Annotated in this window: 25 protein-coding genes; 1 reads left to right on the forward strand and 24 read right to left on the reverse strand. The window is 39.9% G+C overall.

Features of this window, described 5'->3' with window-relative positions:
- Positions 1 to 65: 65 nt before the first annotated feature.
- The 15 genes from K6V43_RS00230 to K6V43_RS00300 all read right to left on the reverse strand — a co-directional run bounded on the left by K6V43_RS00230 (position 66) and on the right by K6V43_RS00300 (position 17,485).
- Positions 66 to 2,021: a fructose-specific PTS transporter subunit EIIC gene (locus K6V43_RS00230; RefSeq protein WP_222381032.1), complete on the reverse strand. Its 1,956-nt coding sequence runs from the start codon at positions 2,019 to 2,021 to the stop codon at positions 66 to 68.
- The gene (gene pfkB / locus K6V43_RS00235; protein WP_222381033.1) at positions 2,018 to 2,929 is read right to left on the reverse strand and encodes a 1-phosphofructokinase; all 912 of its coding nucleotides are present in this window, start codon (positions 2,927 to 2,929) and stop codon (positions 2,018 to 2,020) included. Before pfkB ends, K6V43_RS00230 begins: the two co-directional genes overlap by 4 nt.
- Positions 2,926 to 3,678: a DeoR family transcriptional regulator gene (locus tag K6V43_RS00240; protein ID WP_337250523.1), complete on the reverse strand. Its 753-nt coding sequence runs from the start codon at positions 3,676 to 3,678 to the stop codon at positions 2,926 to 2,928. The genes pfkB and K6V43_RS00240 overlap by 4 nt, the downstream gene beginning before the upstream one ends.
- A gap of 461 nt (positions 3,679 to 4,139) precedes the next feature.
- On the reverse strand, positions 4,140 to 5,204 hold the full coding sequence (locus K6V43_RS00245) for a pyridoxal phosphate-dependent aminotransferase (protein ID WP_222381037.1): 1,065 nt from the start codon (positions 5,202 to 5,204) through the stop codon (positions 4,140 to 4,142).
- 149 nt (positions 5,205 to 5,353) lie between these two features.
- The gene (locus K6V43_RS00250) at positions 5,354 to 6,697 is read right to left on the reverse strand and encodes an MATE family efflux transporter (RefSeq protein WP_222381038.1); all 1,344 of its coding nucleotides are present in this window, start codon (positions 6,695 to 6,697) and stop codon (positions 5,354 to 5,356) included.
- Between the two features lie 146 nt (positions 6,698 to 6,843).
- On the reverse strand, positions 6,844 to 7,827 hold the full coding sequence (guaC, locus tag K6V43_RS00255; protein ID WP_222381040.1) for a GMP reductase: 984 nt from the start codon (positions 7,825 to 7,827) through the stop codon (positions 6,844 to 6,846).
- A gap of 284 nt (positions 7,828 to 8,111) precedes the next feature.
- A complete protein-coding gene (gene nth / locus K6V43_RS00260; RefSeq protein WP_024392223.1) occupies positions 8,112 to 8,735 on the reverse strand; it encodes an endonuclease III in 624 nt (207 codons plus the stop codon).
- 89 nt (positions 8,736 to 8,824) lie between these two features.
- A complete protein-coding gene (locus K6V43_RS00265; protein ID WP_222381041.1) occupies positions 8,825 to 10,363 on the reverse strand; it encodes a ClC family H(+)/Cl(-) exchange transporter in 1,539 nt (512 codons plus the stop codon).
- A 117-nt stretch (positions 10,364 to 10,480) separates the two neighbouring features.
- Positions 10,481 to 11,551, reverse strand: a complete 1,071-nt coding sequence (locus K6V43_RS00270) for an ABC transporter substrate-binding protein (protein ID WP_222381042.1) — start codon at positions 11,549 to 11,551, stop codon at positions 10,481 to 10,483.
- Positions 11,551 to 12,321 carry an ABC transporter permease gene (locus K6V43_RS00275; RefSeq protein WP_222381043.1) on the reverse strand — a complete coding sequence of 257 codons (771 nt, stop codon included), beginning with the start codon at positions 12,319 to 12,321 and terminating at the stop codon, positions 11,551 to 11,553. The genes K6V43_RS00270 and K6V43_RS00275 overlap by 1 nt, the downstream gene beginning before the upstream one ends.
- Positions 12,321 to 13,121, reverse strand: a complete 801-nt coding sequence (locus K6V43_RS00280; protein ID WP_024400543.1) for an ABC transporter permease — start codon at positions 13,119 to 13,121, stop codon at positions 12,321 to 12,323. The genes K6V43_RS00275 and K6V43_RS00280 overlap by 1 nt, the downstream gene beginning before the upstream one ends.
- On the reverse strand, positions 13,105 to 14,259 hold the full coding sequence (locus K6V43_RS00285) for an ABC transporter ATP-binding protein (protein WP_222381044.1): 1,155 nt from the start codon (positions 14,257 to 14,259) through the stop codon (positions 13,105 to 13,107). Before K6V43_RS00285 ends, K6V43_RS00280 begins: the two co-directional genes overlap by 17 nt.
- A 37-nt stretch (positions 14,260 to 14,296) precedes the next feature.
- On the reverse strand, positions 14,297 to 15,205 hold the full coding sequence (gene murB, locus K6V43_RS00290) for a UDP-N-acetylmuramate dehydrogenase (protein WP_105127207.1): 909 nt from the start codon (positions 15,203 to 15,205) through the stop codon (positions 14,297 to 14,299).
- Between the two features lie 126 nt (positions 15,206 to 15,331).
- Positions 15,332 to 16,195: a homoserine kinase gene (thrB, locus tag K6V43_RS00295; RefSeq protein WP_222381045.1), complete on the reverse strand. Its 864-nt coding sequence runs from the start codon at positions 16,193 to 16,195 to the stop codon at positions 15,332 to 15,334.
- Between the two features lie 3 nt (positions 16,196 to 16,198).
- Positions 16,199 to 17,485, reverse strand: coding sequence for a homoserine dehydrogenase (locus tag K6V43_RS00300; protein ID WP_172075687.1), 1,287 nt, complete (start codon positions 17,483 to 17,485; stop codon positions 16,199 to 16,201).
- Positions 17,486 to 17,591: 106 nt separating this feature from the next.
- Here K6V43_RS00300 and K6V43_RS00305 point away from each other — a divergent pair, with 106 nt between their 5' ends.
- Positions 17,592 to 18,527 (forward strand): polysaccharide deacetylase family protein, encoded by a 936-nt coding sequence (locus K6V43_RS00305; RefSeq protein WP_222381046.1) that lies wholly within the window; start codon positions 17,592 to 17,594, stop codon positions 18,525 to 18,527.
- Positions 18,528 to 18,796: 269 nt separating this feature from the next.
- Here K6V43_RS00305 and trmD read toward each other — a convergent pair whose 3' ends face one another.
- The 9 genes from trmD to K6V43_RS00350 form a co-directional block, all read right to left on the reverse strand.
- Positions 18,797 to 19,531: a tRNA (guanosine(37)-N1)-methyltransferase TrmD gene (trmD, locus tag K6V43_RS00310; protein WP_024392233.1), complete on the reverse strand. Its 735-nt coding sequence runs from the start codon at positions 19,529 to 19,531 to the stop codon at positions 18,797 to 18,799.
- Positions 19,521 to 20,039 (reverse strand): ribosome maturation factor RimM, encoded by a 519-nt coding sequence (gene rimM / locus K6V43_RS00315; protein WP_172017808.1) that lies wholly within the window; start codon positions 20,037 to 20,039, stop codon positions 19,521 to 19,523. Before rimM ends, trmD begins: the two co-directional genes overlap by 11 nt.
- Before the next feature lie 112 nt (positions 20,040 to 20,151).
- The gene (locus K6V43_RS00320; RefSeq protein WP_222381047.1) at positions 20,152 to 21,921 is read right to left on the reverse strand and encodes an ABC transporter ATP-binding protein; all 1,770 of its coding nucleotides are present in this window, start codon (positions 21,919 to 21,921) and stop codon (positions 20,152 to 20,154) included.
- Positions 21,922 to 21,929: 8 nt separating this feature from the next.
- Positions 21,930 to 23,666: an ABC transporter ATP-binding protein gene (locus tag K6V43_RS00325; RefSeq protein ID WP_222381048.1), complete on the reverse strand. Its 1,737-nt coding sequence runs from the start codon at positions 23,664 to 23,666 to the stop codon at positions 21,930 to 21,932.
- Positions 23,667 to 23,741: 75 nt separating this feature from the next.
- A complete protein-coding gene (locus K6V43_RS00330; protein WP_024392237.1) occupies positions 23,742 to 23,984 on the reverse strand; it encodes a KH domain-containing protein in 243 nt (80 codons plus the stop codon).
- 21 nt (positions 23,985 to 24,005) lie between these two features.
- Positions 24,006 to 24,278 (reverse strand): 30S ribosomal protein S16, encoded by a 273-nt coding sequence (gene rpsP / locus K6V43_RS00335; RefSeq protein WP_024392238.1) that lies wholly within the window; start codon positions 24,276 to 24,278, stop codon positions 24,006 to 24,008.
- Positions 24,279 to 24,415: 137 nt separating this feature from the next.
- Positions 24,416 to 24,712, reverse strand: a complete 297-nt coding sequence (locus K6V43_RS00340) for a DUF4298 domain-containing protein (protein WP_261311735.1) — start codon at positions 24,710 to 24,712, stop codon at positions 24,416 to 24,418.
- Between the two features lie 11 nt (positions 24,713 to 24,723).
- Entirely contained in the window at positions 24,724 to 25,371 is a 648-nt protein-coding gene (gene pcp / locus K6V43_RS00345) for a pyroglutamyl-peptidase I (protein ID WP_222381050.1), read from the reverse strand.
- 7 nt (positions 25,372 to 25,378) lie between these two features.
- Positions 25,379 to 26,134, reverse strand: a complete 756-nt coding sequence (locus tag K6V43_RS00350; protein ID WP_172130180.1) for a class I SAM-dependent methyltransferase — start codon at positions 26,132 to 26,134, stop codon at positions 25,379 to 25,381.
- Positions 26,135 to 26,146 lie beyond the last annotated feature (12 nt).

The raw sequence follows: 26,146 nt of genomic DNA on the forward strand, positions 1-26,146 counted from the left end.
TTATTATACCATAGTTTGTGGTGAAAATGAAAAAAACCTTGCCAACAGACAAGGTTTTTATATTCTTATTTAGGTTGACGTAGTGCTCCGTAAAGGACACCTGAAACTACTGCACCGATTGCAACATAAGCAAGGTATAGAAGTGGATTAGATGTAAGAGCAATCACGAAGATACCACCGTGTGGAGCCATCAATTGAATGCCTGACAAACCAACCAAGGCACCTGCAAGGGCAGAACCTGCGATAAAGCTTGGGATTGCACGAGCTGGGTCAGCAGCACCAAACGGAATCGCACCTTCAGTGATGAATGAAAGACCCATAACGATGTTTGTCAAACCTGAATTGCGCTCTTCTTGTGTAAATTTGTCTTTGAAAAGAAGTGTTGCAACGAATACTGCCAATGGTGGAACCATACCACCAGCCATAACGGCAGCCATTGCAACTGAACCACCATTTGCGACAGTTGCTGCAAGTGTACCAGTACCAAATACATACGCTGCTTTATTGACAGGTCCACCCATGTCAACTGCCATCATTCCACCAAGAACAAGTCCAAGTAGAACAGCTGAACTACCTTCAAGACCAGATAGGAAGTTGTTCATACCTGTGTTGATAGCTGCCATAGGAATATTGACGAAGAACATCAAGAAACCTGTGATTGCTGTACCTAAAAGTGGCAAGAGTAAGATAGCATTCAAACCTTGAAGGGATTTTGGAAGGTTGCGCAAAGCGTTGCGAAGAACGAGCACTACACCACCAGCAAGGAAACCACCGACAAGGGCACCCAAGAAACCAGATGATACACCAGCAAGAGCAAGGGTTTCTTCACCACCAGCTGCATAAGAAATTTTACCGAAAGCAAGACCACTGTTGGCAATAGCACCAGCTACAAAACCTGCAACCAAACCTGGTTTTTCAGCGATTGAGTAAGCAATGTAACCTGCAAGAAGTGGTAACATGAAGCCGAAGGCTGCTCCACCAATCTTCATAAACATGGAGGCTAATTCATTGTAAGAACCAAGACTACTTAAGCTATCATTAGGAACACCAAGTAAGTTATCGACTAAGAAGGCTAAAGCAATCAGGATACCACCACCGATAACGAATGGCAACATTTGAGATACACCGCTCATCAAGTGCTTATAGAAAGCTTTACCAAGACTAAGTTTTTCTGAAGATTCCACAGTAGCTACTCCTTCTGATGCTGTATAAGCTGATGCTTTACCTTCCAAGATAAGGTTAATCAATTCTTTTGGCTGTTTGATACCAGCTGCAACTGGGCGAGATACCAATGGCTTACCATTGAAACGCGGCATATCGACAGCCTTATCTGCTGCGATGATGACACCTGCAGCATTCTTGATATCTTCAGCGGTTAGTTTATTTCCAACACCTGAAGCACCGTTGGTTTCAACCTTGATGTCAACACCCATCTCAGCAGCTTGTTTCTTAAGTGCTTCTTCTGCCATGTAAGTGTGAGCAATACCTGTTGTACATGCTGTAACTGCAACGATAAATGGACGGTCACCACTTGGTGCTGCAACCACTTCTTCAACTGCCTTATCTGCGGCTTCAGCGGTATCGAAGACTGCAATGACTTCTTCAGGATTTGTTGCCGCCCGAAGTCTATCAGCAAATCCAGCTTTCATCAAGTATTTAGACAATTCAGCAAGAGCTGCCAAGTGGGTATCGTTAGCACCTTCTGGAGCTGCAATCATGAAGAACAAGTCGGTTGGTTGACCGTCAAGACTTGCATAATCAACACCCTTGTTTGATTTTGCAAAGAGAACAGTCGCTTCTTTTACAGCAGCATTCTTAGCGTGTGGCATTGCGATACCGTCCCCAAGACCTGTTGTAGTCTGTGCTTCACGATTTAGGATTCCTGTTTTAAAAACTTCAAAATCAGTAACATATCCCTTATTTACCAAGCTGGTAATCATTTCATCGATAACTGCTTCCTTGCTTGTCGCTTGCAAATCAAGCAACATGACATCTTTTCTCAAAACGTCTTGAATTTTCATAGTGTTTCTACCTCAACTTTTTCATAAGTTTCCTTAATAAATTCGATACTTGCCAGATCATCTGAAAAGGCTGTTGCCGTACCGCAAGCAACTCCCCATTTAAGGGCTTCGATTGGGTCTTGTGAGCGAACGTATTCACCTGTAAAACCTGCCACCATGGAATCTCCAGCTCCGACAGAGTTTTTCACTGTACCCTTGATTGGTTTAGCAAAGTAAGTAGCTGCTGGAGTGACCAACAAAGCACCATCACCAGCCATAGAAATGATCACATTCTGAGCCCCCATATCTAAGATTTTCTTAGCATAGGTCTCGATGTCGGTAGTGCCATTCAATTCGACATTGAAGATTGCTTCAAGTTCATGGTTGTTTGGCTTGACCAATAGTGGTTGGTGTGCCAGTGAGTCAAGAAGTGTTTGACCTTCAAAGTCACAGACAACCTGTGCCCCTGTTTCCCTCACCGCTGGAATTAATCGGTTATATACTTCGTTACCAAGGCTTGCCGGTGCAGAACCTGCAAATACTACAATGTCGTCTTTGGTAAGACCTGCAAGAATCATCTCTAATTCTGCCAACTGTAAATCTGTCACGACTGGTCCCAATCCATTGATTTCAGTTTCTTGATCAGCCTTGATTTTTACATTTATCCTTGTATCTTGATCTACTTGAACAAAATCAGTTTCAATCCCTTCGGCTACCAATCCATCCTCAATAAATTGACCTGTAAAGCCTCCAAGAAAGCCAGTTGCTGTATTGGAATACCCTAAACGCTTTAAGACACGACTAACATTAATTCCTTTACCACCAGCATACTTATCATCGCTCTCCATACGATTGACACTGCCTGTTTCAACATGCTCTAAACGAACAATATAGTCAATAGCTGGATTGAGCGTAACTGTATAAATCATACCTCGATAACCCTCGTTTTCTCTTTTATGATGTCCAACAAACTGCTTTCTGATGTTTGGCAGATAATGTTGGCTTTTTCGATTGCAGCAACCTTCACAAAGGAAAATTGTCCAATTTTAGATGCATCCACAAGTACATAACTTTCTTTTGCGTTATCAATAACAGTCCTTTTTATCGTTGCCTCTTCAACATCTGGTGTTGTCAAGTAGTGTTTGTCAATACCATTCATACCAAGAAATGCCTTGTCAAAATTGAGTTGCCGTATTTGATCTATTGCTACCGCACCAACGGAAGCATCTGTTGATTGCTTGACAAACCCACCAATAATAATGGTTTTTATCTTGCGTTCAACCAACTTAACCGCGTGATGAATCGAATTTGTCACAACTGTAAGATTCTCTTGATGAAGATAGTCAATCAGCAATCCTGTAGTGGTTCCGGCGTCTAAAAAGATTACATCGCCATCTCCAATTAGCTGAACTGCTCGTTCAGCAATCTCTCGTTTTTCTTGAACGTTTTTGACAGATTTTTCCAGCATCGATTCTTCTAACTGTAAATTGCCTGTTGATTCAGCTCCTCCGTGCACACGTCTCAGTTTCCCCTCATTCTCTAATTCATCTAAATCCCTACGAACAGTGGACTCAGACGTTTCGAGAATGTCAACCAACTCTTCCAAACGAACATACTGTTGTGCTTGTATTCGCTCTAAGATGAGTTGTTTTCGTTCTGATTTGAGTATGTTTAACACCTCCTGCAATCGTTTACAAAATCTATTATACACGAAAAATTTATCCTGTCAATCATTTTCTATCAAATTCCGTCAAAAAACTTCAATTTGGGAATTTGGGGATTTGGGAAAAACTTCAATTATAAAATTTTTATAAAATTCACGAACTATAAATCAATGAATATAAAAAGGAACCTAGCTTCAACTATCTAGAAGATAAGTAAATGTTGGAAATATGGAGAACTGTGTTGGCGTCATTAAGCCGACGATGTTACTCTGTCACTTTCCCATTTCAAGGTAGCAGGGTGAAAAGCTGCACTTAATCTTTTCACTCATCAAGGCACTTGACAGGGATATTTTTTCATTTTCAAAGAGTATAAATGGTTCCTATTATTTTATTATAACGAAAAAACCGATCCATCAAACGATGAATCAGTCTTATACTTTTTCTCTATATCATTAAATATTAAACAGAAGATCTACTATTCGGCAGTGGCAATGTTACGTATCATTTCTTTCATCATTTCCATCTCTTCTTTTCTGCCAATAGCCATTCGAATATGGTTGGACAATTTTCCACTTGGATAATACTTAAAATTCCACTCTTTTTCCAAGGCATATTGATGCAATTCTTGAGCCCATGGTGCAGAAAAAGTTACAAAGTTGGTTTGACTTGCCAGAACACAACAGTTTGGCATTGTTTCCAAAAATTCAATAAATGTTGCACGACTACTTTTTATTTCCTGGATTTTTTCTTGAACCAAGACAGTATATCCAAGGGCCATTGTCCCTATTTTAGCTGTCAGGTTTGGCACACTGTAAGGAGGAATAACCCGATCTAATTCAAAAATAAGTTGCTCGTCCGCAACTGCAAATCCAAGGCGGACACCTGCTAAACCAAAGGCTTTTGATAAGGTTCGAAGAACAATCAGATTCTTATATTGGTTTATGCGGTTAACAAAACTAGTTGTGTCAGAAAATTCTATGTAGGCTTCATCAATCACGACTAAGCCATCAAAATTGCGTATGAGTTCTTCGACCTCTTTTTCATCAAATGCCACTGAGGAAGGATTATTCGGATTAGAAAACATAATCATTTTCGCTCCTACACTGTTTGCATAAGCTAGTATATCATCAGCTTTCAGGCGAAGTGTTACTCCGTCACTAGGCAATTCATATTGTTTGAATCGGCTACCATGTAACTGATTGTAAACTTCGTACATAAAGAAATCAGGATCAATAGTTAAAAAGACTTCATCCACTTTCAGAACCCCTGTAATCAGCATATGGATGATGAAATCTGATCCAACCCCAACCGTCAATTGCTGAGGCTGCACCCCAAGATAGGCCGCATAAGTCTCAATCAATTCAGCATACCGATTATCTCCGTAGAAAGATAACTCACCAGCTGTAACAGCCTCTAAGGCCTCCTGTAAGAGAAAAGACCAATCAATCAGTCGATTCTCATTATCACCTAAATTGTACTTTGCCTGACCTGGCAATTTATAGGGCTCTAAATTTTCTATATCAGTTCTAAATAAGTTCATTTTTCTCCTACTTTCTATTGTTTTGAACCTATCACATACTTGGGTTCGTTAAAAAGCCTCAGGCCCTGAAAGAAAATTCTCGACAGTTACTATGATACTCTTCGAATAGTAGCAATGATAGATACAAACAAATAACTGATAAAATTTCCCTACTGAACCGTTCGTTTTTCTACAAGATGCATACGAATGTTTAAGGAAATACCACAGACAAAAATACCAACTATCAAACCAACCCAGTAAGCCTTAGGCCCTAAATCTGTCGTGCCTTCTAGTAAATATGCAATTGGAAACGTCAATGACCAAAAAGAAATGAGGCCAAGTAAAAATGGGACAGTTGTGTCTTTGTATCCGCGCAGAATTCCCTGAATCGGAGCTGTAAACGCATCTGCTAACTGGAAGAATAAAGCAAAAACTAAAAAATCTGCTGTTAATCGGATAAACTCAGGATCTTGACCATACCAACCCGCCACCATCTGCCGATTAAAATAGAGGAATGTTAGGGTTAAACCAGCAAATAAAATTGCAGTCAAACGACCGATAACAGCATACTGTCGCGCCGCTTGAGGCCGGTTTGCACCTATTTCATATGAAATCACAATCGGTAAGGCCATGGAAATACTAACTGGAAAAGCATATAACAAGGTCGCAAAATTCATCGCAGACTGGTGGGCAGCAATAACCTGAGAAGAAAATTTTGCCATTTGTAAACCGACAACTGCAAAAATAGCAACTTCAGCAAAGACTTGCAAACCAATTGGAAGACCCAATTTTAACCCAGCTTTTAAGAGAGAGGGTTGAACAGGGCTCCATTGCCACAGTTGATACGAAACGATACGCTTATTTTTAAGCATGACTAAGATAATGACTGCTAGGACAGCCCAATAAGCTAAAGCAGTTCCCAACCCAGCTCCTGCCCCGCCCAAAGTCGGAAATCCAAGCTTACCATAAATAAATAGATAATTGAATAAGCTATTAAAGGGAACTAGCAATAACATTAAATTCATGGACAAGCGTGTCATCCCTAATGCATCAAAAAATGAACGACAGACACTAAAGAGTAAAAGAGGCAAAATTCCAATTGAAATATAGTTAAGATACGATTTTGCTATAGACTCTACCTCAGCGTCCAAGTGCAAGAGACCAAGAACCGGAGCCGCAGCAAACTTTACCAATACAAACAAGATGACTGCCAAACCAAGAGCTAGATAAACAAATTGGTGGAATTCCTCTCTTATTTTATCACGGTTTCCCCGCCCTAAGTGATGACCAATAATAGGTACCATAGCGGAAACAATTCCTGTTAGAAAAGAGAAAAACGGATTCCAAAGACTTGTTGCCATAGAAACTCCTGCCAAATCAAGGGTCCGATATTGACCAGTCATCATAGTATCAATAAAAGATGCAGAAAAATTTGCAAACTGATAGATGAGAATGGGGAGAAAAATCTTTAAAAATAGAAGAAACTTATCTTTTCGAGTGTGAGTTGGATACATAATGATTCCTTTTTCATTCTAAGGCACCTTTTAAATAAATACAATTGACTTGATTATCAAACTGTCAACGGGTACCTCTATTATTGTAACAGGACTGAAAGCATTCTGCAAACAAAGAAAGGACCTGCATTGCAAGTCCAATGGAATTATAAGGAATCACCGTTCCAAATTGAATTTTTTACTACAACATAATCCACATGTTTTAAGCTTGTGAGATCACGTCCACCAGCATAAGAAATAGAAGATTGCAAATCTTGCTCCATTTCAATCAGAGTATCTTTCAAGCGACCTTTAGCTGGCAATAAAATTTTCTTACCCTCAACGTTTTTATAAGCACCTTTTTGGTATTCAGAAGCAGAACCATAGTACTCTTTAAACTTCTCACCATCTACTTCAACTGTTTTTCCTGGGCTTTCGATATGTCCTGCAAAAAGCGAACCAATCATGACCATACTTGCCCCGAAACGGATGGATTTAGCAATATCTCCGTGGGTACGGATACCGCCGTCCGCAATGATTGGTCTACGAGCTGCTTTTGCACACCAACGTAGGGCAGCCAATTGCCAACCACCTGTACCAAAACCAGTTTTAACTTTAGTAATACATACCTTCCCTGGGCCGATACCAACTTTTGTGGCATCTGCACCAGCATTTTCCAATTCACGAACTGCTTCTGGTGTGCCAACATTTCCAGCAATCACAAATGTTTCTGGCAATTCTTTTTTAATATGCTGAATCATATTTATCACACTATCAGCATGACCATGAGCAATATCAATGGTAATAAACTCAGGAGCATCTGCTTTCAAACTGGATACAAAGTCATATTCATATTCTTTTACACCAACAGAGATAGAAGCTATCAAGCCCTGTTCATGCATGCGTTTGATAAATGGAAGACGGCCAGCTTCATCGAAACGGTGCATAATATAGAAATAACCATCCTTTGCTAACATCTCTGCAACATCTTCATCAATTATCGTCTGCATATTGGCCGGAACTACAGGTAACTTAAAGCTGTACTTTCCCAGAATTACACTCGTATCTGCCTCTGAACGACTATTGATAATACATTTATTTGGGATAAGCTGAATATCTTCGTAGTCAAAAATTGGAGTCTCGTTAATCATAATCGCACCTCTATTTTCATATAATTTTCAGAAAAAACAATAAATTTTCGTAATTAAATGAATTCATATGTATTATTATAGTTTATTGTTTGGTTTTTGTCAATAACAACTAAGAAAATTGGTTAATCATTCGTATATTCAGTTGCTTTTTATTTTTCTGATAAATAAGTATAGGGATTGTTCAGATTTTAAGAAAGATTTCTAGTATTTTCGAAAAAATATTCTGAATTTACCATTTATTTCTGTCTCAAAAACGAAAAAAATCTCCAAAAACTGAAGATTTTTTAATCAAATTCATATAATTGCGGATATTTGTGACACTCAGGATTCTTTGGATGGCATACTTCTCTTCCAAAATAAATCATCGCCTGATGAGCTGGAAGCCATCGTTCAGGTGGTAAAACCTCCATAACCCGCTTTTCTGTTTCCAAAGGTGTTGCAGATTTTTTCACAATATCATGGTGTTTGCAGATGCGTCCTACATGGGTATCGACAGCAAACGCTGGAATCCCAAATCCGACACTCAATACTACGTTAGCAGTTTTTCGGCCCACACCTGCTAGCGCCTCCAATTCCTCACGTGTTTGAGGAACTACCCCATCATGACGATCCATCAACTGCTGGGCACATTCTTTTAAGAACTTAGCCTTATTTCGATACAAACCCAAGCGAGAAATAAAGGGTTCAATATCCTCCACATTCGCAGCTGCCATTGCTTGAGGGGTTGGAAAAACAGCAAACAAACCTGGAGTAGCTTTATTTACAGCAGCATCAGTCGTTTGAGCAGAAAGTAGTACAGCGCACAACAATTCGAAATGGTTCCGAAAATCCAAACTAGGTTTGGCATCAGGATAGAGTGCAATAATTTCTTCAATAACTTTTCTAGCACGTTTTTTTGATAATACCATAAAACCATTATAACATACGATAAATGAGAAACGAAATCAGAATGCCTAAGGTGTTAACAACCTTTCGATGGAATTTTGACACTAACTATCTAAGCACCTTCCAGTATCTTTCGAACAGTGTGAATTTGTGAAATTGGAACTGCGACGAGTAAGGAATCACCCATAAAAAGTTGGCTATTTCCTTTCACAATCCTAGACTTTCCGTGATGAATTTGACTGGTAATCAAGCACGAATCCGGCAAACGTAACTCACTTACAAAGGTTTGATCCAAAGTTTCGTTGACAACAACCTCTATTAAGGTCATATTTTCTTGCTGTTCTACTTCTTCTGGCAGAATTTTTTCCAACATCGCTTCGTAGACGGGCGCGCCACCTAAGAGATCCATTATCACATAGGAACTTAAAGCCACCAACCCAATGACCATCAATTGATTCAAACTTCCTACCATTTCAGTTACTAAAATAATAGCAGTTAGAGGGGCTTTGGAAATCGCTGAAAAAAAGCCTGCCATCCCCAATACAATAAACAATAGCATCTGGTCCTGACTGATGAAACCAATATCAAGGAAGAACCGTGCAACAAATAGGCCGAGGAGACTTCCTAAGGTTAATATTGGCAAAAAGATCCCCCCTGGTAGACCTGAACCATAAGAAATCATACTCCATACAAATCGTATTAAAATCAAGATTGCTAATGTCAGTAGCCCTTGATCCAAATGTGGAAGCTCTAAAATCAAATGATGCCCGCCACCCAACAGGTTAGGGAAATAATAACCAATCGGTATGATGAACAAAAAGGCAAATACACTATAATACGGAGCTGGGAGAGGAATGATTTTTGCAAGCATGGTATAGACAACTTGTATGTTGAGGATAATAACTTCATATACATATCCAGCAAGTCCAAGGAAAATACCAAGTAAGATATAGATCCAATATTGGTCAAGAGGTAATAGCTGCAAATCTTCCGGCATGTGCAAAACAGGTGTTAGTCCAAAAACATGTAAGGAAATAAAGTTTGCAGTGATACTAGCAGCTAAGGCTGAGACCCAAACCAGCCGCGAAAACTGATGATAGACTTCCTCTACAACAAATAAAAGTCCAGCTATTGGGGCATTGAAAGCTGCTGCCAAACCAGCCGCAGCTCCACTAGCAATTAAACTCCTTCTTTCCATTTCACTGGATTTAAGAAGAATTGATACTCCTTTAGCTGTTACAGCACCTAGTTGAATACTGGGACCTTCACGACCCAGCATTAAGCCCGATGCAATGGATAAAACACCACCGATAAATTTTTTCCAAAGAACTGACCACCACCTTAAACCTATCAATCCTTTTAGTTCCGCTTCAACTTGAGGAATTCCGGAACCTTTTGCATTGGGTTCGTCCTTCATCAATTGGCCAACAAGTAAAGCTATAACCAGATAAAGCCCTCCAATAAGAAGTAAATAGATTGCATTGTCTGTTGCCAGAGAATAGAGGTGTGTAAAGACAACAAATAGTTTTTCAATGGCTAAGCGAAATAGAACAACCACTAAACCAGCCGCAATACCAACTATACTACCACGCAGAACCGAATAGAGGATTGATTGCGAAATAAAACTAACTTCTTTCCGGTGATTTTCCATTGGAATTTCCTTTCCATTCTTTCTATAGTATACACGCCAAAAAAATGGGAGCAATAAGTACTTAGTAAAGAACCTCACTCCCATTCAACTATTTATCTTGCTACCGGTCCAATCAAATTATTTACGATACATTTTAAATTGGAGGTACAAATCATTGTAAGTACCAAGTAGTTCTTTTCCTAAATTATCATAAACTTCCATCTGCTTCATCGTTTCCTCAGAAGGATAGAAAGCTTCATCACTTTGTGTTTCTTCATCCAGCATAGCCTTAGCTGCAGGAATTGGAGTGGAATAACCCACGTATTCTGCATTGCGCAGTGCATTTTCAGGACGGAGCATGAAACTCATAAAAGCATAGGCGCCATCAATGTTTTTAGCTGTTTTTGGAATGACCATGTTATCAAACCAAAGGTTCGATCCCTTCGATGGCACGACATAGTGAAGATGTTCATTTCCATCCAACATTTCACTGGCTTCACCTGAGAAAGACACTGCAATGGCTGCTGCATCTTGTATCATATAGCCCTTGATTTCGTCAGCAACAATAGCCTTGATATTTGGTGTCAGGTTGTAGAGATGTTCAGCTGCTTCTTCAATCTCTACAGGATTTTTAGAATTCAGGCTATAACCTAGGGATTGTAGGCCAAAGCCCATAACCTCACGCACGCCATCAATTAACATGATGTTGTCACGGTATTCGTCGGACCATAAGTCTTCCCACTCTTGAGGAGGATTTTCAACCATAGTATCGTTGTACACAATTCCCAAGGTTCCCCAGAAGTAAGGGATAGAATAGTCATTATTCTTATCAAAGCTCAATCCCATAAATTGAGGGTCAATATTCTCCAAACCTTCGATTTTAGACTTATCGAGTTTAACCAGCATATTTTCTTCTGTCATTTTGGAAATCATATATTCTGATGGAACTGCTAAATCGTAGGTTGTTCCGCCCTGCTTGATCTTAGTGTACATGGACTCATTGGAATCAAAAGTCTGATAATCAACCTGAATTCCTGTCTCGGCAGTAAATTCATCTAATAATTCAGGATCAATATAATCGCCCCAATTATAGATGACCAATTTGTCTGTCGTTCCTTGTGTCGAATCGGCTTCTAACTTGTAGCCGATTCCCCATAAAACAAGAATAATAGCTACAATACCTACAAAAAATGAATACAGTCGTTTCATTAGTTGGCCTCCTTTTCACGTGAAATGAAATAATAACCCACTACCAACAAGATAGAGAAAAGGAACACAACCGCTGACAAGGCATTGATTTCCAAAGAAATACCTTGTCGAGCCCTTGAGTAGATTTCAACCGAAAGATTTGAATAGCCATTTCCTGTTACGAAAAAGGTTACAGCAAAGTCATCCAAAGAGTAGGTAAAAGCCATGAAATAACCCGCGATAATTGCTGGCGTCAGATAAGGCAACATAATTTCTTTCAGCATTTGTGGCTGAGTTGCGCCCAAATCATATGCAGCTGAAATCATGTCCGCGTTCATTTCTTTCAAACGGGGTAAAACCATCAAGACGACGATTGGAATCGAAAAGGCAATATGACTGAGTAAGACAGAAACAAACCCCAATTGAAATCCAATCATGGTAAAGAGAATCAAGAAACTTGCCCCAATCATAACGTCAGGTGCCACCATCAAGATATTATTGATAGACAAGAGGGCATTTTGAAAACGAGGTTTTGCCTGATAAATATAAATAGCTCCAAATGTCCCTATAATGGTTGCAATCAAAGAACTTAAGAAAGCAAGTAAGAATGTCTGAGCTAAAATCAGCATCAGTCGGCTGTCACCAAGCATCGAAGAAAAATGATCCAAGGTAAAGCCAGTAAAACCATTCATATCTCCACCAGCATTAAAGGCATAGAAAATGAGATAAAAAATGGGTAAATAAAGCACGAGGAAGGCAATGGTTAAGTAGATATTTGCAAATTTCTTCATTATTTCTTCCTCTCTTTCGTCATCCACATAATCAAGAGCATGGCCAAAATCAAGACCACACCTATTGTTGAACCCATTCCCCAGTTTTGTGTGGTGAGGAAATGCTGCTCAATGGCTGTACCAAGTGTGATCACTCGATTACCACCAATCAAACGGGTCAACATAAAGAGGCTCAAACTTGGAATGAAAACCGCCTGAACACCAGAACGGACACCATTCATGGAAAGAGGAAAAATAACTTTTGTAAAGGTCTGCCAAGAAGTTGCCCCCAAATCACGACTAGCATTGATGAGGTTTTTATCCAAATCATCTAAGGCATTAAAGATCGGCAAAATCATAAAGGGGATCTCGATATAAGCTGCAACAGCAATGAAGGAGAAATCCGTGAAGAGAATTTGCTGGGCACCCAGACCAATAAATTCTAAGAACTGGTTAATAGAACCATGTTGACCAAAAATACCAATAAAGGCATAGGCTTTTAGCAAGAGATTGACCCAGGTCGGCAAGATAATCAACATCAGCCAAAGCTGTCTATGCTTGAGCTTGGTCAAGAAATAGGCAGTTGGGTAGGACACCAAAAGCGTTACCAGTGTAATAATACCTGCGTAAAAAATGGAGTTAAAACTCATTCGCAGATAGGTCATATTTGGCGAATTGAAGTAGGTTTGATAATTAGCCAGAGTGAAATTACCATGAATATCAAAGAAAGATTTGAAGATAATCAGGGCAACAGGTGCGAGTACAAAGAGAAAGACCCATAGGGCATAAGGAATTGCAAAGAGCCTAGAGGTTTTCTTCATTGCGTTCCTCCTCGATGGCATTGATCAAGCCATCTTCCACTTCTTCCACCTCAACATACTCTTCGATACGGGCGTCAAATTCTTCTTCAGTTTCATTGAGGCGCATGATATGAATATCTTCTGGCTCAAAACTGAGACCAATTACCTCACCCACAATGGCTTTACGAGTGGAATGAATCATCCATTCGTTGCCCAAATCATCGTAGGCTATAATTTCGTAGTGAACACCACGGAAGAGCTGTGTATCGACTTTAACCTGTAGTTTTCCTTCTTCAGGTAAGGTAATTCGTAAATCTTCTGGGCGAATAACTACCTCAACCTCCTCATTCGGTCGCATACCACCGTCGACAGCTTCAAACCGTTTGCCATTGAATTCTACAAGATAGTCTTCAATCATACGCCCCGGAAGAATGTTGGACTCACCGATAAAGGTTGCAACAAAATGGTTAATTGGCTCATCATAGATATCTACAGGTGTTCCAGATTGAACAATTTCACCCTCATTCATAACAAAAATCCAATCGCTCATGGCCAAGGCTTCTTCTTGATCATGCGTTACGAAAACGAAGGTGATTCCAAGGCGCTGTTGCAACTCACGCAATTCATACTGCATTTCAGTCCGAAGTTTTAAGTCTAAGGCAGATAAGGGTTCATCCAGCAAGACAACGCGAGGTTGATTGATAATGGCACGCGCGATGGCAACACGCTGCCGTTGTCCACCAGACAATTTCTGAATGGAACGTTTCTCATAGCCAGAGAGTCGAACCATCTGTAAGGCTTCTGTCACACGACGTTCAATTTCTGTCTTATCTACCTTACGCAATTTTAGAGGAAAAGCCACATTTTCAAAGACAGTCATATGAGGGAAAAGGGCATAAGACTGGAAAACGGTATGGACATCACGCTTGTTGGTTGGCACATCATTTATCCTTTGGCCATCCAAATAAATATCGCCTGAGCTTGCATCCAATAAGCCAGCGATAATATTCAAAATAGTTGATTTTCCAGAACCAGAGGCACCTAACAAAGTGTAAAATTTGCCCTCCTCTAATTCAAAACTAATGTCCTTTAAAACAGTTGTTCCACTATCTTCAAAAACTTTAGATACATGTTTAAATTCAATAATCGGCTTTTTCAATTCACATAAATTCCTTCTTTATATAGTAGCCAATTGGCTAAAGAGTTTCGGCAGGGTCGCCAATAATACGTACTTCACGCTCTAAGGTAATGCCTGAAGATTTTTCTACAGTTTCAATGACATGCTTAATGAGACTTTCATAATCATTTGCAGTCCCATTTTCAACATTTACCATAAATCCTGCATGTTTTTGAGAAACTTCTACACCACCTATACGATAGCCTTTCAAGCCTGCTTCCATTATCAGTTGACCAGCAAAATGGCCAAGTGGCCGTTTAAAGACTGAACCACAAGATGGTAATTCCAATGGCTGTTTTAACTCACGCAAATGGGTCAGACGGGCCATTTCTTGCTCGATAACTGTGTAATTACCAGGACGAAGAGCAAATTTTGCAGATAAAACAATTGCGCCATTTTCCTGTAAAATAGAAGTACGATAACCAAAGCGTAATTCACGATTATCTAAAGTTTCTACATAGCCAGCAGGCGTCAAAATTTGTGCAGATACTAAAATATGCGATACTTCACCACCATAAGCGCCAGCGTTCATATAGACAGCTCCACCGATGCTACCAGGTATTCCACAAGCAAACTCGAAACCGGTCAGTGAATGAAATAGCGCAACTCTAGTTGTCTCAATCAAGTTAGCTCCAGCCTCTGCTTCGATAGTATAGCCAGAAACAGTTACCGTATTTAATTTATCCATTCGGATAACAAAACCACGAATACCACCATCACGAACAATGACATTGCTTGAATTTCCAAGTACTTGCCAGGGAATCCCTTCACGTTTTGCAAATTCAATGACACGAACAATTTCATATCGGTTACGAGGAAATACCAAATAATCAACTGCCCCACCGACTTTTGTATATGTGTACTCTTTCAAAGGCTCATCAAAACGGATATCGATGCCTTCAAGTTCAACTCTTATTTTATTTTTCATATCCTTCTCTTTTCCAAGTTATATACGGAGAATATTATACCAAAAATTCGGATAAAAAACGAATAGAAAATAAAATATATTAAATTCAAGCCTTAAAAATAAAAAAGCCCAAAACTGGACTTTCATTTATAAAATAACTTGAGTTCCCTTTGTATCAACTGTTAGGGAATGGACAGAGCCATCTAGTTGCAGAGCTTCAATCGCCCCAATAAGTTTCGTTTCTTTCTCAGCAGGTGCCAATACCATCACGGTCGGACCAGCTCCAGAGAGATAGGTTGCATAAGCGCCAATTTCTTGCGCCAACTGCTTAATCGGACAAAACTCTTTAACAAGTAGTTGCCGATAGGGTTCATGAAACATATCTAACTGAATCAGTTGACCCGCTTTTTCAATATCTCCTGACATAAGGCTTGCAATTGCAACGTTTGCTATCGAACTAGCAGCAACTGCCTTTTTATAGCCCATTTGTGAAGGAAGAACACCTCGACTTTCACTTGTACGAAGTGGATAATTTGGAATAAAGGCAACAAAACTTGTTGGTGGAAAGTCAGTTACAACTGCTTGAACTTTTTTATTGACATAGCTTGAAATGACCAAATTTCCATAAATAGCTGGAGCTACATTATCTGGATGTCCTTCAATCTTTGTAGCCAATTGCAACTTTTCATCCTGGCTCAAGTTCAGTTTCCCTAACTGATTGGCCAGTTCGATACCTGCAACAATGACTGAACTAGATGAACCTAAGCCACGAGCTAAGGGAATATCGCTTTCCATTTTTAAACGATGTGGTTGTAGATGTTTTGCAACTGTCAGGGCAGTCCGGATGAGTAAATTATTTTGATCAGAGGGAACATGTTCTAATTGATGCTCAACAATCCACTCATTAGTAGGTTCTAGAACTTCAACCGAAAGATATTTTGAGAGTGCTACACCAAGAGAATCAAATCCTGGTCCAATATTTGCTGATGTCGCTGGAACAATAATTTTCATAGACTATTCCCCCAAAACCTTAAAGGTGTTAACGAGTGTGAAATCAGTCGCTTCTGCTAATTTTCTAGTCACTTGTTCCAACTGTGTTTTGTTCATCGCATGTGTAACAATTACAAGGCGAGCAGTGTCGTCCTTTGTACCTTTTTGTAGGATTTGTTTAAATGAAATTCCCTCAGAATGGAAGATCTCTGCAATTCGTAACATTTTTCCACTTGTGTCTGGAGTCAGAATTGAGAAATAGTATTCGCTTGTCACATCTTCTGGTATAGCTAATTGAAGCGGGCGAGAATATTCATTAAATAGTTTGCCTACAGTTTTATCTTTCATCCTGCGCACAATTCGAATGATATCAGCGGTCACACTAGTTGCAGTTGGCTTTTGCCCCGCACCTGGCCCATAATACATGGATTGGCCAATACCGATAGACTCAACAAAGACCGCATTCATTACTCCATTTACACTTGCTAACGGATGGTTCTTAGGTAAAAATGTTGGTGAGACTTCGGCCGCGATTCCTGAAGCTGTTTCTCGGATATCACCTACCAACTTGATGACATACCCCAGCTCTTGAGCTACTGCAACATCTTCTGGTGTAATTGTGGTAATTCCTTTATGTCCTACAGCATCAAAATCAACGGTCATCCCAAAACCAAACTGACTCAAGATAACTGCTTTATAGGCAGCATCAATTCCTTCTACGTCATTTGTTGGATCAGACTCAGCATAACCCAATTCTTGGGCTGTTTCCAATGCTTTCTCATATGTCCAACCTTCATCTACCATTTTGGTCAGCATAAAGTTTGACGTACCATTTAAGACACCCAAAATGCGGGTAATTTTATCCGCAGCAAATGAATTCACAAGCGTACGCAAGATAGGAATGCCCCCAGCTACTGCTGCCTCATAATAAAGTGCTAACCCTTTCTCTTCAGCAAGTGTACGCAACTCTGTACCATGAACGGCCAATAAATCTTTGTTAGCTGTTACAACATGTTTGCCAGCTTCTAAAGCACGAGTGATAAATGTTTTTGCTGGTTCAATTCGCCCCATCAATTCTACAACAAGAGCAATCTCTGCATCATCTAAAATATCATCAATATTGGTCACAAAATGAAATTGATGACCAGCAGCTACCAACCGGTCTTTTTCAGCCTCATCTTTTACCAATACCTTAGCAATTTCAATCGAATCCCCAGCAGCTTTTTCAATTTTTTCTTTATTTTCTTTCAATAGAAATGGTACACCACTTGCTACTGTACCGAATCCTAATAATCCTACCTTGATAGCCATGTTTTCTCCTTATTTAAATGTATTTCGACTATTATACCAAATATTCTGATAATTTTCCAAATAATTTGATATAATTAATTTATCTAGACTCAAAAGGAGAACAATCATGGCGCGTAGACGTAGAAAACAACCTCAACCATCCAAGAAATATATTCATTATATTTTTCTCTCTCTTCTTACAATTCTTGTACTAAGTTTGATATATCTTCTACTCCCCACCTTGATTCCTCGCTCTTCAAATGCTTCACAGACTACTGTTTCAAGCCAATCAAGCAGTCAAGCATCTACTCAAAATACTACTACAGCTGATTCCAATTCATCAACCCAAACAAGTTCTGTAAACTGGGTTAAAGTGGATGAGCCTGTCCAAATACCGATTCTCATGTACCATGCGATTCACGAAATGGCTCCTGAAGAGGAAGCAAATGCCAACTTAATCGTCTCACCAGCAGTTTTTGAAAGTCATTTGCAAGTTTTAGAAGAAAATGGCTACTACACTCTTACACCGGAAGAAGCCTATAAAGTTCTAACTGAAAATGTTCTTCCACAGGACAAAAAAGTCGTTTGGTTAACCTTTGATGATAGCCTTTGGGATTTTTATTCTTATGCCTATCCTCTTTTGGCAAAATACCACATGAAGGCGACTAACAATGTAATAACTGGTTTTACCGAAAATGGAATTGAAGGATATTTAACCCTTGATCAGATGAAAGAGATGCAAGCAAATGGGATGTCTTTCCAAGGACATACAGTCAATCATCCTGACTTAGAGGTAAGCAGCATTGATGATCAGATGAGCGAATTGAGCCAATCCAAAAATTATCTAGATAGCCAACTTAATCAAGAGACTATTGCAGTAGCTTATCCATCTGGTAGCTACTCACAAGATACCCTAAACATCAGTGAGCAAGCCGGTTATAAATTAGGTTTAACGACAAATAATGGCTTAGCTAGTCTAGCGGATGGCTTATTAAGTCTTAATCGTGTTCGCGTTCTCCCAACTACAAGTGCAGAAGGACTCCTAAATGAAATAACACCATAATATCCACTGATAGATACCATCCTTTTTTCAAACCATGTCCTTTCAAAGGGGCTTGGTTTTTTCTTTTAGTAATTGCAGATGATACACATTTTCTGAAAAAAAAAGAGGGAGTGGGAAAGAACTCGACCAGTCAAAAAAGAGTTCGTCTTCCCACCCCCGCACAGTTGATTAGGTCAGATTTGGAGTGTGAAACACGAACAAATCTGCCAATCAACCACTGCGCTGAGATGTTGACACGAACTCTGAGAAGCGAGGCTGAACTTTCTGCCTCATTTGAACTCATCTAATGATTGTTCCGATATGATCTTATCCAAAATGAAGCGTTCTTCATCCGATAATTCATAGCATGCTAGTAAATCTGGACGTCGCTCATAGGTTTTTCTAATACTTTGTTCCAGTCGCCACTTCCGAATATTTTCATGATGGCCACTCATCAACACATCAGGTACGACCATGCCACGATATTCATAGGGACGGGTATATTGTGGGTATTCCAATAAACCAGAAGAAAAACTATCATCTGTATGACTGGCTTCTTTCCCAATGACCTCTGGTATGAGACGAACAGTCGCATCTATCATGGTCATTGCCGCCAATTCTCCACCTGTCAAGACATAATCACCCAGTGAAATTTCATCAGTGACTAGTGTCTTGATACGCTCATCATAGCCCTCATAATGCCCACAGATAAAAATTAACTGGTCTTCTTTTGATAATTCTTCTGCATAGGCTTGATTAAATGTCCGACCAGCAGGATCCAATAAAATAACGCGAGGATTTGTCTGTTCAATCGCATCCATGGTATCAAAAATTGGTTGAGCCCTTAATAGCATCCCTTGCCCGCCACCATACGGCTCATCATCAACATGTCGCGCTTTCTCTGCTTTTTCTCGAAAATTATGGTAGTTTACTTCGAGAATTCCCTTCTCCCTCGCCTTTCCGACAATTGAGTGCTCTAAGGGGGCAAACATCTCAGGAAACAGCGTTAAAATATCAATTCTCATCGTCCAAACCCTCAAGTAATTCCACATCTACACGATTGTTTGGAATATCAATATTCAACACAACTGGTGGGATATATGGTAAAAGCAAATCTTTCTTGCCTTTTCGCTTAACCACCCAAACATCATTGGCACCTGGCTGAAGAATTTCCTTTATTTGACCAATAACTTGATCATTTTCATAGACATCTAAACCAATAATTTCATGATAGTAAAATTCACCATCTTCAAGATCTGTCAGTTTTTCTTCAGCGATTTTTAAACTGTACCCTTTATATTTTTCAATATCATTAATATGGTACATTCCCTTAAACTTGATAATATCAAAATTCTTTGCCTTGCGATGATTAGCAATTTCCACATCCATAACAAATCTGTCTTTTTCATCAAAAAGTGCTAGGACTGAACCTTTTTTAAACCGTTCCTCCGTGAAATCTGTTACGGATAAAACCCGCATTTCTCCTTGCAAACCTTGAGTATTAACAATTTTACCGACATTAAAATAATTCATGATAACTTCCTTTGTATTTCTATCCATATATTTTAACATGTAGCGGAAGAATGCACAAGGATTAGAAAAAGTACCGATTGAATCGATACTTTTCACTGTACACTATTATCCCCTATTTAGACTGGCTGAACTGGCTTTGATAGAGGTTATAATAGAAACCTTTGTCAGCCAAAAGACTTTCATGATTACCTTGTTCGATAATCTGTCCATCTTTCAAGACCAAAATCTTATCAGCTTCCTGAATGGTTGATAAGCGATGGGCGATGACGAAACTTGTCCGCCCCTTCATCAATCGTTTCATAGCCTTTTGAATCAAAAGTTCCAAGCGAGTATCAACTGAGGAAGTCGCTTCATCAAGGATAAGAATGGCTGGGTCCGCCAACAAGGCACGCGCAATGGTCAAAAGCTGTTTCTGACCTTGGGAAATATTGCTGGATTCCTGGTTCATTTCCATATTATAACTGCCAGGCAGGGTACGAATAAAATGGTCAACGTTGGCGGCTTTAGCAGCTTCTACAATTTCCTCATCCGTCGCATCCAAACGTCCAAAACGTAAGTTTTCCTTAATCGTCCCCTCGTAAAGCCAAGCATCCTGCAAGACCATGCCAAATTGACTACGGTAGGATTGACGAGAAATATTCCGAATATCCTGACCATCAACCTTGATAGCACCTGAAGTGACATCATAGAAACGCATGAGAAGGTTGATGAGGGTTGTTTTACCAGCCCCTGTTGGTCCTACGATAGCCACCATTTCTCCTGGCTTAACATCAAGATTAAAGTTACGAATAAGTGGCTTGTCTTCTGAATAGCCAAATTCAACCTGTTCAAAGCTAACTTGTCCGGTCAAACCAGCTGTCAACTCTAGCGCATTGGCGTCTTCTTCGTCAAGTTCATCTAAGACTGAAAAGATGCGTTCAAGGGAAGATTTGGCAGACTGCAACTGTGGAGCCAACTGGGTCAAGGTTTGGACGGGCTGAGAAATCTGCCAAACGTATTGGACGAAGGCCTGCATGTTACCAACCGTTAGTTTACCTGCTAGGACTTTCAAACCAGCAAGCAAGGCTACGACGACATAGGCAATATTAGAAAAACCGTGAACTAAAGGCATGAGTAAACCAGATACGAAACTGGCTTTGAAGCCGACTTCTTGCAAATCCGAAGTAATCTGGCGAAATTCTTCTGTAGAGATTTCCTCTCGTCCATAGAGTTTGAGGACGTTGAAACCTGTTAGGTTTTCCTGAACAAAACCGTTCAATCGTCCCAATGCATCCGCCTGTTGTTTAAAGTAGGGCTGGGACTTGCCCATGACAAACTTGGAACCCAAATAGGTCACTGGAACCAAGGTTACGACTACGAGAGCCAGGGATATATCCAACCAAAAACACATAAAAATGGCTAAAGAAAGGGTTAGTACAGCATTGACGAGCTGAAGAAAACTTTGCTGCAAGGCATTTGAGACTGTCTCCACATCACTTGTAAATCGACCTAATAGGTCACCATACTGGTGTTTATCAAAATAGGAAACGGGAATTTTGTTAATCTTGTGACTCAAATCCTGCCGCAGTTCCTTGGTTGCTCCCTGTACCGCCTTAGTCATGAAATAGGTAGAACCATAGGCACCGATTTCATATAGAAGGGCACGGAGGGCATATAGCGCAAGCATGATGGCAATATAGGAAACATTGATATGGGCCCCTTCTACTCCATTTGCAATATCTAACAGATTTTTAGTCAATTCTGTGATGATCAGTCCCAAAACGAAGGGTTCCAGAGCATTCATCACTGCGCTAATGGTTTTTAGAAAAACAGCCAAAAATACTGAAGATTGATAATGACGTAAATAGTCCCAAACACGGATAAATACTGATCTATTCTTCATAATTCCTCCTATTCTTCTGTCAAGGATTGACGGTTGAGCTGAGAATTCGCGATTTCACGATAAATCTCGTTGGTCTCCATCAATTCATTGTGGGTGCCACGGCCAACGATTTCACCTTCGTTCAGCACGATAATCTGGTCAGCATCCATAATGGTTCCAACACGTTGGGCAACAATCAGCACTGTCGCATTTTCCGTTACTTCCTTCAAACGACTCCGCAAAATTGCGTCCGTCTTATAATCCAAGGCTGAGAAGGAATCATCAAAAATGTAAATATCCGGCTGCTTCACAATAGCACGCGCAATCGAAAGACGTTGTTTCTGCCCACCAGACAAATTGCTTCCGCCCTCAGCAAGATGGGTGTCAAACTTCTCTTCCTTCCTCTCGATAAACTCCATAGCCTGAGCCACATCCGTCGCATCATGAAGTTCAGCAAGACTAGCATCCATCTTACCGTACTTTAAGTTTTCCGCGATAGTTCCGGTAAATAGCAGAGCTTTCTGCGGAATAAAACCAATCTTGCTGCGGAGTGCCTTTAGATTGTAGCGTCTGACATCCACACCGTCCACCAAGATACGACCAAGTGTCACATCATAGAAACGTGGAATCAAGTTGACCAAGGAAGACTTACCAGAACCTGTTGAACCAATAAAGGCAATGGTTTCCCCAGGCTTAGCCTTAAATGAAATATTGTGGAGAACAGGCGATTCCGTTTCACCAGGATAGGCAAAAGTTACATTTTCAAATTCCAAATAACCACGAGTGTCTGTTTCAGTAATACCTTCTTCATTCTTAGAAATGGAAATGGGCATGTCCAAGACTTCCTGAATCCGTTGGCTTGATACGGACATACGTGGATACATGTTAAACAAGTTGGCAAAGAGCAAGAATGAGAATAGCGCGTGGAAACTATATTCGATAAAGGCTACCAAATCACCGATTTGCAGACTGCCCTCTTGTAGAGGGGTCAAAGCAAACCAAACGATTGCCACAATCATAGCAATGATAATCTGCACAAACAAGGGCTCCGTCAACCCAGTAAGGTTGAAAAGCTTTTTAGACGTTTCTGTATATTGTTCATTGACATCTGAAAAACGCTCTTCTTGAAACTCCTCACGCGTAAATGCACGAATGACACGAAGTCCCATTAAGTTCTCACGAACATACTGGTTGATTGTATCCAACCGTTTTTGTTGTTTTTCGGATAAGGGGCGTGTTTTAGTCGCAACATAATAGATAACGAAAATAAGGAAGGGAATAGCGACCGCCACTGTCCATGCTAAACTTGGACTCGTAACCAAGGTCATCACAACGCTGGCTACCATCATCAACGGAGTAATAATTCCCAATTTCAAAACCATCTCAGAGAATTGCATCAAAACAAAGGCGTCATTTGTCATACGAGCAACTAGGGAAGAAACACCAATTTGCTCATATTCATGATGGGAATAGTCTTGAATTTTCTCATACAGATCATTCCGAATATCTTTTACGATAGTTGTCGTTAACTTCCCTGCTGCATAGGCCAAAATCACACGACCAGCAATTCCTAATAAGACAATAAGCCCCATCATCCCAGCCCAGAAATAGAGCTGACTGGCATCATTTTTGGTAATACCTTGGTCAATCATTCTTGCCAAAAATGTAGGCAAGCCTAAGTTTACTACAACAAATAAAATAGCTCCCAACAAATCTAATGCTAACCATTTTGGATATTTTTTCAAATAAGTCCAAATCAGATTCATCTTTTCATCCTTTCTATATGTTAAAAGGGGCAAGGCCCCTGACTGTAAATTTAAAAGCCACCAAAAGGTGACTTTCTATTCTTTCTCGTCGATCACTAAACGAACTTTTTTATCACTTGTAGGGACAGAATAAACAATCGTTCTGATTGCAGAAATGGTACGTCCTTTTTTACCGATGACACGGCCGATGTCCGATTGATCTAAATCCAAATGGTATTCTAAGAATTCAGGTGTATCAACGATTTTAATCGTCAAGTTTTCAGGCTGTGAAATCAAAGGTTTCACAATCGCAATAATGAGATTTTCAATCATGTCCATAAGTGTTCTCGCTTACTGTTCTTATTTAGAGAATTTTTGTTCGTGGAATTTTTTCAATACGCCAGCGTTTGAAAGAAGAGCACGAACAGTGTCAGATGGTTGTGCACCTTTTGCCAACCACTCAAGTACACGTTCTTCTTTAAGAGTTACTGAGTTTTCAGCCAAAAGTGGGTTGTAAGTACCAACTGTTTCAATGAAACGACCATCACGTGGTGCACGTGAGTCTGCAACGTTAATACGGTAGAAAGGTTTCTTTTTAGAACCCATACGAGTCAAACGGATTTTTACTGCCATTTTTTAATGTCTCTTTTCTTTTAATTTTTCTTATTCGGTGAAATAGCAGAGCTATTTAGCACATGTTCTATTATAACACACTTTAACAGAGTGTCAAGAAAAAAACTTGACACTTTTTAAAAATTTTATTGCCATTTTTATTGCTCCAGCAGATCCGCTAATTCTCTCAGTTGACTTGCTAAATTCGGGCGGTCAAAAAGCAAATTATAGACTCCATCTTCACTCAATACACCGCAAGGAATACCATCAAAATAACCTTTATTGGATAAATCAAGATCTTCCATATAGGTCTGGCTTTGATAATAATCTAGCAACCGTAAATAACTTGATTGTGCCTGATTGAGTTGGGTAACACTATCAGCAAGGGACTTGTTCATCTCCAGATGCATATTAAATATTTTTTCCATCTCCTCGACACGTTTCCTAGCTTCCATACAATCCCCCATCAATGTGTTGCACCTCCAATGTTCTTCACATCCTCTTTGTCTTTAAATGCAACTATTGCTCCAATGGCTACTTCAACTCCTCTAACAATATCGGCTAGAGACATAGAGGCAAAGCCTGGTTTGTCAAGAACCTGTTCCGGCAGAAACGGAATATGAAGAAAACCAGCCTTAGTCTTTGGAAATTGTTTATCAGCTAAGTAAAGAGCTTGGTACATGAGATGGTTGCAGACAAAGGTCCCTGCGGTATTAGAAACAGAGGCTGGAAGACCTGCTGCACGAATGGCTTCAACCATTGCTTTGATGGGTAAGGTTGAAAAATAAGCAGGTTGCCCATCTTCACGAATCATAGTGTCAATTGGTTGTTGTCCTAAATTATCTGGAATGCGAGCATCGTCTTGATTAATGGCAACACGCTCAGGTGTTAATTCCGTCCTTCCACCAGCCTGTCCAATACATAGCACAATATCTGGTGCATACTTAGCCATGGCTTCTTCAAGAACACTTGCAGCTTGATAAAAAACAGTTGGAATCTCCTCAAGAAGAATCTCTGCGCCTGCAATCTGCTTTGGTAATGATTTAATAACCTCCAGTGCAGGATTGATAGACTCACCTCCAAATGGATCAAAACCAGTTACTAATATTTTCATTCTGTTCTCACTCCTTCAAACGAATTTCTCCATAATGAAATTTTTGATTGGGTCTTACATGACGTTTAAAGCCAAATTCTTCAAAAACACTGTCTCTGAAATGAGCCTTGACAAGAATTTTTTCCCTTGCAACCCGTTTTGCCTCAAGAAGCAACTCTTTTGACAATCGACTTCCGTCAGCCATCTCCACTAAACCAGCAAGATTGTTTGATTCCTTGATTTCTTCTGAAAACATGGGATCAAAGTAAATGACATCAACAGACTTATCTATTTGTTCTTTCAGATAGGTTAAACTATCTATACATTTAGTTTGAACTGATCGCATAGCACAATCCACCAGCACATTACTACTGTTGAAATCCTGTAAACCACGACTAACAATAAAATAAATAAGCCGTGAACTCTCCAAGGATGTCACCTGATGACCGGCACTAGCTAATACGATACTATCAGAAGCTAGTCCCATGGTACAATCTAAAATCGTTTTCTTTGGTGGCCCAATTAGATCTAATAGTGGATCATGTCCTGCTTTTATTCGCAACATCGCTGTGTCAGGGTGGAAAAAGAAGGTTTGACCATTTCTCTGCTCTAAAACAAGCTTATTTTGATAGAGCACAAGCACCTTTTCTACTTCCTTTAATAAAGACGAAATGGACCGCTTGTTTCTTTTCAAGTATGCTATACCTAACTCCTCAGCCAGCTGTTTCGCCTTTGCAACAAGATTATCATCCATCCTCAGACTCGTAGTGATTAATACTTTCATACTGTATCTAGT

Source organism: Streptococcus suis (assembly GCF_019794615.1).
GTDB classification, from domain to species: domain Bacteria; phylum Bacillota; class Bacilli; order Lactobacillales; family Streptococcaceae; genus Streptococcus; species Streptococcus suis_AI.

What these genes read in the sequence shown, in the direction of transcription:
- K6V43_RS00230 (WP_222381032.1), bottom strand. Translation starts at nt 2,021, where the DNA reads ATGAAAATTCAAGACGTTTTGAGAAAAGATGTCATGTTGCTTGATTTG.
- pfkB (WP_222381033.1), bottom strand. Translation starts at nt 2,929, where the DNA reads ATGATTTATACAGTTACGCTCAATCCAGCTATTGACTATATTGTTCGT.
- K6V43_RS00245 (WP_222381037.1), bottom strand. Translation starts at nt 5,204, where the DNA reads ATGAACTTATTTAGAACTGATATAGAAAATTTAGAGCCCTATAAATTG.
- K6V43_RS00250 (WP_222381038.1), bottom strand. Translation starts at nt 6,697, where the DNA reads ATGTATCCAACTCACACTCGAAAAGATAAGTTTCTTCTATTTTTAAAG.
- guaC (WP_222381040.1), bottom strand. Translation starts at nt 7,827, where the DNA reads ATGATTAACGAGACTCCAATTTTTGACTACGAAGATATTCAGCTTATC.
- nth (WP_024392223.1), bottom strand. Translation starts at nt 8,735, where the DNA reads ATGGTATTATCAAAAAAACGTGCTAGAAAAGTTATTGAAGAAATTATT.
- K6V43_RS00265 (WP_222381041.1), bottom strand. Translation starts at nt 10,363, where the DNA reads ATGGAAAATCACCGGAAAGAAGTTAGTTTTATTTCGCAATCAATCCTC.
- K6V43_RS00270 (WP_222381042.1), bottom strand. Translation starts at nt 11,551, where the DNA reads ATGAAACGACTGTATTCATTTTTTGTAGGTATTGTAGCTATTATTCTT.
- K6V43_RS00275 (WP_222381043.1), bottom strand. Translation starts at nt 12,321, where the DNA reads ATGAAGAAATTTGCAAATATCTACTTAACCATTGCCTTCCTCGTGCTT.
- K6V43_RS00280 (WP_024400543.1), bottom strand. Translation starts at nt 13,121, where the DNA reads ATGAAGAAAACCTCTAGGCTCTTTGCAATTCCTTATGCCCTATGGGTC.
- murB (WP_105127207.1), bottom strand. Translation starts at nt 15,205, where the DNA reads ATGAAAAATAAAATAAGAGTTGAACTTGAAGGCATCGATATCCGTTTT.
- thrB (WP_222381045.1), bottom strand. Translation starts at nt 16,195, where the DNA reads ATGAAAATTATTGTTCCAGCGACATCAGCAAATATTGGACCAGGATTT.
- K6V43_RS00300 (WP_172075687.1), bottom strand. Translation starts at nt 17,485, where the DNA reads ATGGCTATCAAGGTAGGATTATTAGGATTCGGTACAGTAGCAAGTGGT.
- K6V43_RS00305 (WP_222381046.1), top strand. Translation starts at nt 17,592, where the DNA reads ATGGCGCGTAGACGTAGAAAACAACCTCAACCATCCAAGAAATATATT.
- trmD (WP_024392233.1), bottom strand. Translation starts at nt 19,531, where the DNA reads ATGAGAATTGATATTTTAACGCTGTTTCCTGAGATGTTTGCCCCCTTA.
- rimM (WP_172017808.1), bottom strand. Translation starts at nt 20,039, where the DNA reads ATGAATTATTTTAATGTCGGTAAAATTGTTAATACTCAAGGTTTGCAA.
- K6V43_RS00320 (WP_222381047.1), bottom strand. Translation starts at nt 21,921, where the DNA reads ATGAAGAATAGATCAGTATTTATCCGTGTTTGGGACTATTTACGTCAT.
- K6V43_RS00325 (WP_222381048.1), bottom strand. Translation starts at nt 23,666, where the DNA reads ATGAATCTGATTTGGACTTATTTGAAAAAATATCCAAAATGGTTAGCA.
- K6V43_RS00330 (WP_024392237.1), bottom strand. Translation starts at nt 23,984, where the DNA reads ATGGACATGATTGAAAATCTCATTATTGCGATTGTGAAACCTTTGATT.
- rpsP (WP_024392238.1), bottom strand. Translation starts at nt 24,278, where the DNA reads ATGGCAGTAAAAATCCGTTTGACTCGTATGGGTTCTAAAAAGAAACCT.
- K6V43_RS00340 (WP_261311735.1), bottom strand. Translation starts at nt 24,712, where the DNA reads ATGGAAGCTAGGAAACGTGTCGAGGAGATGGAAAAAATATTTAATATG.
- pcp (WP_222381050.1), bottom strand. Translation starts at nt 25,371, where the DNA reads ATGAAAATATTAGTAACTGGTTTTGATCCATTTGGAGGTGAGTCTATC.
- K6V43_RS00350 (WP_172130180.1), bottom strand. Translation starts at nt 26,134, where the DNA reads ATGAAAGTATTAATCACTACGAGTCTGAGGATGGATGATAATCTTGTT.